Raw genomic sequence first — 10,380 nt, forward strand, 5'->3', positions numbered from 1 at the left:
CGACGGCGGCACGGTGTCACGCGGGAAAGAAGCCGGCCTTCAATTCAGGCCTCCCGGCAGTTCGAGCACCGCCCGCAAGCCCCCCAGCGGCGAGGCATCGAGCCTCAGGGTTCCGCCATAGAGCGCCGCGAGATCGCTCACGATCGACAGGCCGAGACCGGAGCCCGGCTTGGTCTCGTCGAGGCGTCGCCCCCGTTTGAGCATCTCGACGCGCCCAGCCTCCGGCAGGCCGGGGCCGTCATCGTCGATGATGAGAAAGAAGCGCGGGCGCTGCGGATCGGCCCGGTTGACCGTGCCCTCGACCAGCACCTTGCCGGCCGCCCATTTGGCGGCGTTGTCGATGAGGTTGCCGGCCATCTCCTCGAGATCCTGCCGCTCGCCGCGAAAGCGCAAGCCGGGCGTGATCGCCATCTCGATGCTGAGGTCCTTGTCGCGATAGATCTTCGCGAAAGTGCGGGTGAGGCCGGCAATGATGGGTTCGATCTCCGTCAAGGTGCCGAGCGTCCCCGCAAGTGCGGCGGCGCGGGCGCGATCGAGATAGTAATTGACCTGATCCCGCATCAGGCCGGCCTGCTCGCGGATCCTGGTCGCGACTTCCTCCGGTGCGTTCTCGGCCTCATTGACGACGATGGAGAGCGGCGTCTTCAACGCATGTGCGAGATTGCCGACCTGGGTGCGTGCGCGATCGAGAATTTCGCGGTTGGTATCGAGCAGCAGATTGAGATCGGTCGCGAGCGGCGCGATGTCCCGCGGGTATTCGCCCGCCACCCGATCGGCCTCGCCACGCCGGATGGCGCCGAGCGCCGCGCGCAGATTGGAAAGCGGCCTCAGGCCGAAACGGATCTGCAGCAGCGTCGTGAACCCGAGCGCCAGACCGAGCAGCGTGAAGGTGACGAGAAGCGCCAGGACGAAGCGGCGGGCGTCGGTGGCGATCTCGTCGGCGGGGCCGGCCACGCGGATGATGAAGCGGCCATCCTCGCCCACATCGATGTCGCGCTCGATGACGCGCAGTTCGCGCTCGTCGGGCGCGTTGCCGTAACCGCGGCGGACCTGGCCGAAATTCTTGTCGTCGGGCGGGACAAGCGACGGCAACTGGCCGCCAAAAAGGGATTTCGAACTGCGGATATCGACCGGCGCCGCGCCCGGACGGCCGACCTGCCAGTACCAGCCGGAGAAGGGCAGTTCGAAACGCGGATCGCCGACCGGCCCGAGATCCCGGTCCGGATCGCCCGGCGCCACGAGGTTCGACGCCAGGGTATTGGCATAGACGAGAAGCCGCTGATCAAAGGCCCGCTCGGTGTTGTCACGATAGAGAGCCGACAGGATCAGGCCCGCGATGAGCAGGATCACGAAGCTCCAGAACAAGGCGGAGGCTGCAAGCCGAACCGCGATCGAGCGGCCCGCCAGCCGATCGGAGATCGGGCGTAGCCGATCTGAAATCGGACGTAGCCGATCTGAAATCGGACGGAACCGATCGAGGACCGGGCGGAGGCGGTTCACGTCCGCGTCTGACCCGTATCGAGAAGATAGCCGAGGCCGCGGACCGTCTGGATGATGTCGACGCCGAGTTTCTTGCGCAGGCGGCCGATGAAAACCTCGATGGTGTTGGAATCGCGGTCGAAATCCTGATCGTAGAGATGCTCGGTGAGTTCGCCCCGCGAGACGATGCGGCCGGTATGGTGCATCAGATAGGAGAGCAGGCGGTATTCGTGCGAGGTCAGCTTGATCGGGTTGCCGTCCACCGCCACCCGTCCCGAGCGGGTATCGAGCTTCACCGGGCCGCAACTGATCTCGCTGGTGGCATGGCCGGTGGCGCGACGCAGCAGCGCGCGCACCCGCGCGAGAAGCTCCTCCATATGGAACGGCTTCGTCACGTAGTCGTCGGCGCCGGCGTCGAAACCCTGCACCTTGTCGCTCCAGCGATCCCGGGCGGTCAGGATGATGACCGGCATCTTCCGGCCCTCCCGGCGCCAGGCGTTGAGGACCGACACCCCATCCACATTCGGCAGGCCGAGATCGAGGATCGCGGCGTCATAGGGTTCGGTTTCGCCGAGGAATTGCCCCTCCTCGCCGTCGAATGCGCAATCGACCGCGTAGCCTGCTTGTTCCAGGGCGGTCACGATCTGCTTGTTCAGGGTTTGATCGTCTTCGACGACGAGAAGGCGCACGCTTGAAGCATCCTCTAAAGCATGGTCGGGCGAGTGGGTTACCAGCGCGCCATCGGCTCATGCGACAAAACAACGATATAGGACCGTCAGATACCAGTGGTCCTGGTTCTAATGGACCGATTTCACGCGGCCGGATGGCCCGTCTATCGTGACCTGCACGATACGACCATCCTTCTGCAACGCCATGATGATATACACCAGAGCGTCATCACTGTGACAGAGGTTGGCCCTCACCACATCCGCATTCGGCACCTGTTTGCGGGCCGTCATGACGGCGGAGGCCGGCGCGACCACGCCCTTGGCGGCCACCGCCTCCCGCACGGCGCGGGGCGCAAGGCAATTCTCCAGCGCCGATGCGGCGCTTTGAGCGCGCGCCACACCCGTCAACCCTTCGAGGGTGAGGCCGCCGAGGGCGATGCCGGACAGGGCTATGATCCAATAAGCCAGACGCATGGCCGGACCATCGCCCAAAGGCACTGAACAAAGGCTGAATGTAACACTAATTCAGAATTTGTTTCGTGGCGATGATGCGAAACACCGTCGAGGCAATGAAGCTGCCCGCCGCAATGATCTGAGCGACGGCGTCCGCGAAGGCCGGAGCCTCGAGGCCCGTGGCATCGAGACCGAGGACGCCGAGGACGAGCGCGCCGAGCCCGATCACGTTGGACCAGACGGTGCGGCTCGACAGGATGGTTTTGGAATCGATCATGGAGAACTTCCTTTTAGGGTGGGTGCCGATTTAAGGGCGAGCCGAAGCGCGTCCTGCTCGACGGAGAGAACCCGCCTCCGCCACCCACGCCCGAAGACCGGCCAGATGGCGAGGCGAGCGAGAAATCCGAGGCGGGCGCGCGTCAGGCGGCGAATGAGATCAACCGCATCGGCCCGACAGGCCGCCTCGAGCGTGTGAGCGCCGACAACGCCGTCGACCTTCGCCCCGAGGGTCGATTGAAGCAGGCGCACGGCGCGTGAGATGCCGGAATTGACCGCGAGGTCGAAGACCGCGAGCGCCACGCCCGCGGGCATCTCTCCGGCCCGGATCGGCTCCCAATAGAACTGGCGGTAGATCGCGCCGGCCTCCGCCCTGGAGAGTTGCCGGACGTCTCCGACACTCGCGCGCCGACCGCGAGCTTGCGACAGGGTTTTGTGCGTGATGCCGAAATTCGTTGCGCCGCCGGGGTCGAAGGGGTGGTGGACGAAGCCGCCCTCATGGGCGATCACCAGGTCGAGGCATTGCTGAAAAAGCGAGGAAGCTCCGATCATCGTCAGAGCTCCGCCTGCAGCGCCAGATAGGCGGTGCTACCGAGTTGGAGCTGGCCGACGGCACCGGCGGAACCGCTGAACGAAATGGCCGCCTGGAAGCGCAGGACCAGCGCTGAGGGACTCGCCGGAGCCGCCATGCTGGCACTGACAATGCCCGAATTGATCAGCCATGCGGCACTGGCGGGATCGTAGAAACCGATCTGGTTGCCGGCGGGCGACGCGCCGGCCCACCCAAAACCGCTGGTCTGGAGTGTCGGACTGGCGCGCATCGCAACCGGCAACGCGTAGGGAATGTCGATGAGGTTTGCCGCCTTGCGCTGCCCGAGCCCCGCCATCACCGCAGGTGCGCCGCCGCTGACCGCCACGCGCTGGTAGTAGCGGCGGCAACGGATCTCATCCACGTCGAGCCAATCGCCCATCCACGGCGTGGCGCTGTCCCCCAGTTCGAGCTTGGGCCGCAGGAACGTCGTCGTGCCGGAGCTCTGCAGGCGCAATAGAAGATGACCGGTGAACGCGGGATCGATCAGAAGGGTGACTGAGCAACGTCCCGCACCCGGGGCGATCGTCCCGGTGTTGGAGCCGATCGTGACTGATAACGGCGCAGATGGATCCTCGACCGAGATCGTCATCATGCGGCCGGCAAAATTCGACGCTCCCGCCAGCGCCGGCGCCTGCGCCACATCGACGATCTGGTCGAGAGCACCGGTGAGCGAGATGCTGCCATCGGCCAGGCGCCCGATGCTGCAGCCGCCGGCGCCCGCCTTCCAGCGGTCATAGCCATATTGGCCGGCCGCCAGAATACCGGCCCCATGGCCGCGCTGGTTGACAAGGAAGGACGCGTTGATCAGCAGATTGGCGCCCGGCGCGCTCGCAAGGCCACTCGGGAACGAGACAGTGCCGGTCGTGCCGTCGATGCGCATGGCATCGCGCCATTGGCTGCCGTCCGGCGAGACGCGGATGGCAAAATCATCATTGCCGACGAGCCCGGTTTCGGCGCGTCCGCTGTAGCCGCTCTGATAGAGCTGGGACAACACGTTGCCGGCCGCATCCTTGTTGAGCACGAACCGCAGATCGCCGGTCCCGCCCTCGCCCGCGCCTTTTGCCGTGAACAACGCCGTGTTGAGTTTCGCCGCGAGCGGGTTCTGATCATCGGCTTGCGTGCCGATGCCCAGGCGTTCGAAACTTGCGGTGTCGCCGATCACGCCGCGCCAGACCGAACCGTTGAACACCACGATGGCGTCTTCCGCCTCAATATAGGCGCGCCAGCCGGGACGCGGCGCAAGGAAGCGCCAGACGCCGAGATCGAACAGGGCGATCGCGCCCGCATGACCCGCGAAAGCGCCGACGCCGCCGGTGCCGACGAGATAGCGGTCTCCTTCCGCCGGTAAGGCCGGCGGGTTGTCGCGATCGCGTTCCTTGACCGCAAGGTGAACCAGCGCATCGAGGCTGGCGATGGCCTCATTGTGAGTGACGTGTTTCTGCGCCTGCGCTGCGGCCAGCAGCGGCAGCGCCAGATGCGGCGTTATCGACATCGATGTTCCTTGTGAATGGGAAGCGGTTTTGCTGACGCGCTATGCGACGATGACAGTGATGGAGTTTTCGAAGCCGCGGCCGGCGACGCTGCTCATCTGCGCGATGCGGAGCCGCAATGTGGATTGCGGCGCACCGAAATCGGCGAGCTCCTGATCGGCCGGATACTCGACCATCGGCGCATTTGACCGAAGCGTCCGCGCGATGCGGGCGCTGTTCATGACGTGGATCTCGTAGGCCTCGCTGCTTTCACCAATCGGCACGTCGATCGGCTCCCAGGCGTCGCCGTCCTGTCGCGTCCGCCGCACCCATGCGATGAGCACCGCGCCGGCGTTCCGCTGTGCCGACACCCGCACGGGACTCAATGGCCGCAGCGCATCGCGGCCGACCGTCGCTGCAATCTCCACGAAGGCCGGATCGGAATGGTCGAGGATGGCGGGGCCGACGCGATAGCGCCAGGTCTGCCCGAGATCGCCGAGGTCGCTCGTCAGCGGCACCACCGCCTCATCGAGACGCACGATCGTCGCACCGGCCGGCACCGCGCGGGCCGCTTCCGGCTCGCTGCCGCTCAAGCCGCGCAACAGGCGCGACAGGCGATAGCGCCGCTCGCCCATCATCTCGGCGCGTGCCGCGGACAGGATTTCCCAGCGGTCATCGAGACCGCGGACCGCAAAGAGATTGCCTCCGCCAAGCGCAGCCTCGTCGTCGATGGCGCTGATCGCGCCGGAGGAAACCTCCACCTCGAGCACCGCCTTCGGATCAAAGCGCCAGAGCGGTCCGGGAGCGAGTTCGCTCATCGTGACGCCGATCACGGCTGGCAGATCGAGAATGCGATGCGCCGTGTAGCTGGCGCCATTCGACGAGCGCCAGATCGCGATGGCGCTCGGCCACGGATCGGCCGCGACGGCGACATATTGCAGGGGCGTCGGATCGCCCACGCTCGCCGGCAGATCGAGGACCACCACGAGGGGTTTTCCCGGGACCGGCGGCGGACGTTTGGGGGGTCGTGGAATCGCCCCGCCGGGCGTCTCGAAAACCGCCGGCTCGATGGCGCGCGAGGTGATCCGGCGCGTCGGCCCATCGGCGATGCGCACGATGCGATGGAGCTTGCCGCCCGCATCAGTTGGAAGCGACACGATGTCGCCCGGCTCGAAATCGATGCGCCTGTGCGAAACCTCGAACTCCGCATTCTCGCGCGAGGCCCAAAGATCCTGCAGCCACGCATCCGCAAGCCGTTGCGCTTCGGCCCGCCGCGTGATGATCGCCGCATCCGCGCGCGCCTCCCGGCGGCTCGAACCCGACAGGCGGCGCGACGCGATGGCCGCGCGACGATATTCGGTTTCCGAATCCGTGAAGCCGATCTCCACCTGCTGGGGCAGTTCGGTTTCCTGCGAGCGCGTGAGTTTGAGCGCCGGGCTCTTCTCGCCCATCACTAGGTCGTCTTTCGCTATCGCCGTCACAATGCGTCCGCCGCGTCCCCGCCACCTCGTCTTCCCGCCGGATGCCACCACATCGATGCCGAAGATGCGCATCAGCGGTTCGAGCGCACCGCGCGCCGACATCGGCCGGTCGATGACGTAACCGTCCACGAAGCCATCGATGGGAAGCTGACCTGGATCGGCGATGCCGAAATCCTTCAGCACCGCCAGGATGAGCCGGTCCAGCGCGGCGCCTTCGATCCGTCCGGTGATCCAGTGTCCGGTCTCCCAATTGCCGCCATCGGCCCAGACCGAGGTAAAATCCGGAAAGGCCGGAAAGGGCCGCGCGTCCCAGGCCCAGACGAACACATTGGCGGGATCGACCATGGACTTGCCGTAAACCGGCGAGACGGGATTGAAAGCGGGCTGAAATCCATTCAGCGCTGGATCGAAGCGCGAGAGGATCGCCTCCAGGCCGCGCGCCTGCATGAGATCGTCGCGCACCCCGCGTGAGAAGGGCGGATAGGCGGATTCGGACGATTTCGGGTCCGGAAACACATTGGGCCCGTTCGGTCCCTTGTCCACCGCCGGAATGCCGATCTCGGTCAGCCAGATCGGTTTCGAATGCGCGCGCCACGCGGTGGTGTGGATTTCGACGCCGCCGACCCGCTCCTTGTGCGGATTGGACCACCAGGACACGAGATCCTTCGCCCGAAACACCCACGGCTTGCCGGCAGCGCCATCGGTGATGGGTGTGCGCGTCTGCGCGGCGCGGTTCGTCGCATTGGCGTAGTACCAATCGAACGCTTCGCCGCGGCCGAGGCGATCGCGCAGATAATCCACGTCATGGACGCTGCGCGCGATGGCAAGGTCGGCGTGATCGGGACCGTCGCGCCAATCGGAAATCGGCGGATAATAATCGATGCCGACGGCGTCGATGGCCGCATGCGCGAAAAGCGGATCGAGCGGAAAACGAACCTCGTCGCCGCCATCGAGCACATGAGCGCCGTATTCGGTCCAGTCGGCCGCGTAGACGATGTCCGTTCCGCTGCCGAGAATGGCACGCACATCCGTTGCGAGCTGCGTCAGCTTCGCCACCGCCGGATAGACGCCCGGCCCCGAGCGCACCCGCGTCAATCCCACGAGCTCGCTGCCGAGAATGAAACCCGAAACGCCGCCGGCTTCAACCGCAAGATCCGCATAGTGAAGCACGAGGCGCTCGAAACCCCATTGGCGATCGAACCATTGCGCAACCTGCGTGGCCGCAGTCTCCGTGCCGTCAGGCGATCCCGCAACGCCGGGGGCCGGATGGCAGGTGATGCGTCCGCGCCACGGATAAGCCGGCTGCCCGGTGCCGCCATAAGGATCGGGGCGCGTGTTGCCGATCGCCACATCCATCATGACGAACGGATAGAGCACCACCTCCAGTCCGCGCTTCTTCAAATTCTGAATCAGCCGGATCACGGATCCGTCGGACGGCGTGCCGCCATAGGCGGGCGATCCATCGACCCGCGACACCGTCTTTGCGTCCGCCCGCGAAACGCCCGCGACCGACCAGGTTGCGCCATCCGTCTTTTTCGTCGTCGTCTCCACACGCGGTTCGATCGCGCAGGAACCCGCGCGCAGATCATCGCCGAACCAGCTCACCACGAGCGACACACGCTTCAGGTTGGGACACAGGGCTTCAAGCGCGTCGAGCGAAGCGCTGACGTCGCTCGCCCGCTGCAGCTGATGGCGGTTTTCGGGACGGGTTGCGCCGAGGCCGAGCACCTGGGTGACCGCGATATTGTCGTAGCCGAATTCACTCGCGCCGGGGATCAGGCAGACGGCGCGAACCATGCGGTTCAGCCCATCGACCGGCCGAACGACCTCGAACGAGAATTGCGGCACGCGATTGCCGAATTCCGCCAGCGGCAGGCGTTCGAACACCACATAGGCAAGGCCGCGATAAGCCGGTGCATCGGCAGATCCTTCCTTCGCGACGATCAGCGGATCCGCAGCCTGGGTCTCCTGCCCGCGATGAACGCGCATCACGATGGTATTGAGATCGAGCTCGCGGCCATCGGCCCAGACGCGGCGGATGAAGGCGATCTGGCCTTCGCACAAGCCGACGGCGAGGTTGGCGAAATACGAATAGGTCGTGGTCTTGGTCTTCGGCCCCTTGCCGCCGATGCCCTTGCCGCCCTGGCTGCCCGAGCGTTCGACGCTTGTATTCGCCTCCTCGAGCAGGCGTGTTGCCCAGATCAGCTGGCCGCCGATCCGCGCGCGGCCATAAACGCGGGGAATTGGCGCACCCTCGGTCGAGGTCAGGCCGTCGATTTCCTTGAGGCGAGGCCCTTCGACGACCTTGTCGTCGGAGCCGCCCATCAGCGCGTTGTCGATGGCGGCGCCGGCCAATCCGCCAAGGGCGCGGCCGGCCATGGCGCCGAGAGGGCCCGCCACCATGCCGCCGACGACGGAACCGACAGTCTGCAGAACGATCGTGGCCATGGGGGACTCTCGGAAAATTTATCGTGCGGGAAAACGAAACGCGCAAGCGAGATGTCGTCGCCACCAGGGGCGAAACGCCACTTCGGTGACGCAGGCACCGTCATGCGCATGCACCATGGTGTCGGGCGAGGTCGCGATGGCGCAGTGCTTTGCCGGACAATGCCCGCGCCACCGGAACAGCAGCACATCGCCGTCAGCGACATCGTGAAGCGCGATCTCGCGCAGATGCCGACGCGCAGCGAGCACCAGCGAATCGGCGCCGGCCTCGGCCCAATCCGCCGAATAGGGCGGCGGCAATTCGGGTTCAGTCCCCATCACCTCGCGCCACACGCCACGCAGCAGGCCGAGGCAATCGCAACCGATCCCCTTGAGGGATGCCTGGTGGCGATAGGGCGTGCCGATCCACGAGCGCGCGGTGGCGACGATGAGGGACGGTGATGACATGGGGTGTGTGGCGAATGGCGAATGGTGAGTAGTGAGTGGCGAATAGTGAGTGGCGAGCAGCGGGCAGGAAGAGGAACGAGGAGCGGAACAAGAAAAACTGAACGTCCGCGCTTAATCCCGCTCACCATTCGCCACTCACCATTCGCCATTCGCCCCTCCCTCACCGAAAGAAGCTCCCGCCATCGAGACCCGGTTCGCCCTGGCGCGGCATGCGGATGATGAAGTCGTTGCCCGGCATATGCGGAAAGCCGCGAAAATTGACCACGTTCTTGAACTTCTTGCGGCAGGTGCCGTGCGTCTTGTCGCAGCCTGCGGTGACGCGAAAGGTGTCGCCGACAAGGATCGGCTGCGGCGCGCGCTGCCAGAGGTCGAACTCGTCGGTGCCGCTGATCGCGCGATGCACCTTCACCTCGACGGCGATCGCCGCATTGGCGCCGCTCGTCCAAGTGAGCTGGCCCGTGGTGTAGAAGCCGTCGCCGCCCGCGATGCCCGATGCGGCGATCACGAGCGCGCCGTCCGTGCGGATGACGGTGCCGTTGCCGCTGTAGCTCGACGAGGCGAGGTTGACGCCGCATTTCGCGTCCCCGAGATCTGCCGCGCAGGTCGCGCGAAACAAGCGCCCGCGCTCCTCGTCGAGGCGGTGCATGAGCCCCCTCACCTCCGCAATGAAGCCGCCATCGGCGCGGCGGATTTCACCAAGCGAACCGACATCGAGCAGCAATCGCTCGCTCACATTGCTCCAGTTGACGAGCCAGGTCTCGACGCTCGCATCATCGTAGAAGCCGGACGAAATGTCGTCTTCGGTGAGGCCCGCCGAGATGAGTGCGCCCGCTACCTCGCCGCCGCCCACCGCAAAACCCAGTTCAGTCGTCGCCTCCGCCGCCTCCAGGCCGGATCGCGCCGCATAGACGACGCCACCGAACGCGAGATCGCGGTCGTGATCGGTAAACCCGAACGTCACGCCATCGCGGCGAACGAGTTTCCAGCAGTGACATAGATGCGTAATCCCGTCCGCGAGATGTGCGGCGAGATCGGGTGGAACGGTGCGCATGGGGGCTCCGGGGGGGTGG

At 65.8% G+C, this 10,380-nt stretch carries 9 protein-coding genes; all 9 read right to left on the reverse strand.

Annotated elements, in window-relative coordinates:
- Nucleotides 1–39 precede the first annotated feature (39 nt).
- The gene (locus FEZ63_RS17580; protein ID WP_150946905.1) at nt 40–1,419 is read right to left on the reverse strand and encodes an ATP-binding protein; all 1,380 of its coding nucleotides are present in this window, start codon (nt 1,417–1,419) and stop codon (nt 40–42) included.
- Nucleotides 1,420–1,496: 77 nt separating this feature from the next.
- Nucleotides 1,497–2,168 (reverse strand): response regulator transcription factor, encoded by a 672-nt coding sequence (locus tag FEZ63_RS17585; RefSeq protein ID WP_150946889.1) that lies wholly within the window; start codon nt 2,166–2,168, stop codon nt 1,497–1,499.
- Nucleotides 2,169–2,276: 108 nt separating this feature from the next.
- Nucleotides 2,277–2,621 carry a PepSY domain-containing protein gene (locus tag FEZ63_RS17590; protein ID WP_150946891.1) on the reverse strand — a complete coding sequence of 115 codons (345 nt, stop codon included), beginning with the start codon at nt 2,619–2,621 and terminating at the stop codon, nt 2,277–2,279.
- Nucleotides 2,622–2,667: 46 nt separating this feature from the next.
- A complete protein-coding gene (locus tag FEZ63_RS17595; RefSeq protein WP_150946893.1) occupies nt 2,668–2,877 on the reverse strand; it encodes a hypothetical protein in 210 nt (69 codons plus the stop codon).
- Nucleotides 2,874–3,428 carry a glycoside hydrolase family 108 protein gene (locus tag FEZ63_RS17600; protein ID WP_150946895.1) on the reverse strand — a complete coding sequence of 185 codons (555 nt, stop codon included), beginning with the start codon at nt 3,426–3,428 and terminating at the stop codon, nt 2,874–2,876. The genes FEZ63_RS17595 and FEZ63_RS17600 overlap by 4 nt, the downstream gene beginning before the upstream one ends.
- A gap of 2 nt (nt 3,429–3,430) precedes the next feature.
- Nucleotides 3,431–4,960 carry a DUF2793 domain-containing protein gene (locus tag FEZ63_RS17605; RefSeq protein ID WP_150946897.1) on the reverse strand — a complete coding sequence of 510 codons (1,530 nt, stop codon included), beginning with the start codon at nt 4,958–4,960 and terminating at the stop codon, nt 3,431–3,433.
- A gap of 39 nt (nt 4,961–4,999) precedes the next feature.
- Nucleotides 5,000–8,866 carry a baseplate multidomain protein megatron gene (locus FEZ63_RS17610; protein WP_150946898.1) on the reverse strand — a complete coding sequence of 1,289 codons (3,867 nt, stop codon included), beginning with the start codon at nt 8,864–8,866 and terminating at the stop codon, nt 5,000–5,002.
- An 18-nt stretch (nt 8,867–8,884) separates the two neighbouring features.
- Nucleotides 8,885–9,310 (reverse strand): NlpC/P60 family protein, encoded by a 426-nt coding sequence (locus FEZ63_RS17615; protein ID WP_150946900.1) that lies wholly within the window; start codon nt 9,308–9,310, stop codon nt 8,885–8,887.
- 160 nt (nt 9,311–9,470) lie between these two features.
- A complete protein-coding gene (locus tag FEZ63_RS17620; RefSeq protein WP_150946902.1) occupies nt 9,471–10,361 on the reverse strand; it encodes a DUF2163 domain-containing protein in 891 nt (296 codons plus the stop codon).
- Nucleotides 10,362–10,380 lie beyond the last annotated feature (19 nt).

Origin of the sequence: Microvirga brassicacearum, assembly GCF_008757455.1 — a bacterium.
GTDB lineage: Bacteria > Pseudomonadota > Alphaproteobacteria > Rhizobiales > Beijerinckiaceae > Microvirga > Microvirga brassicacearum.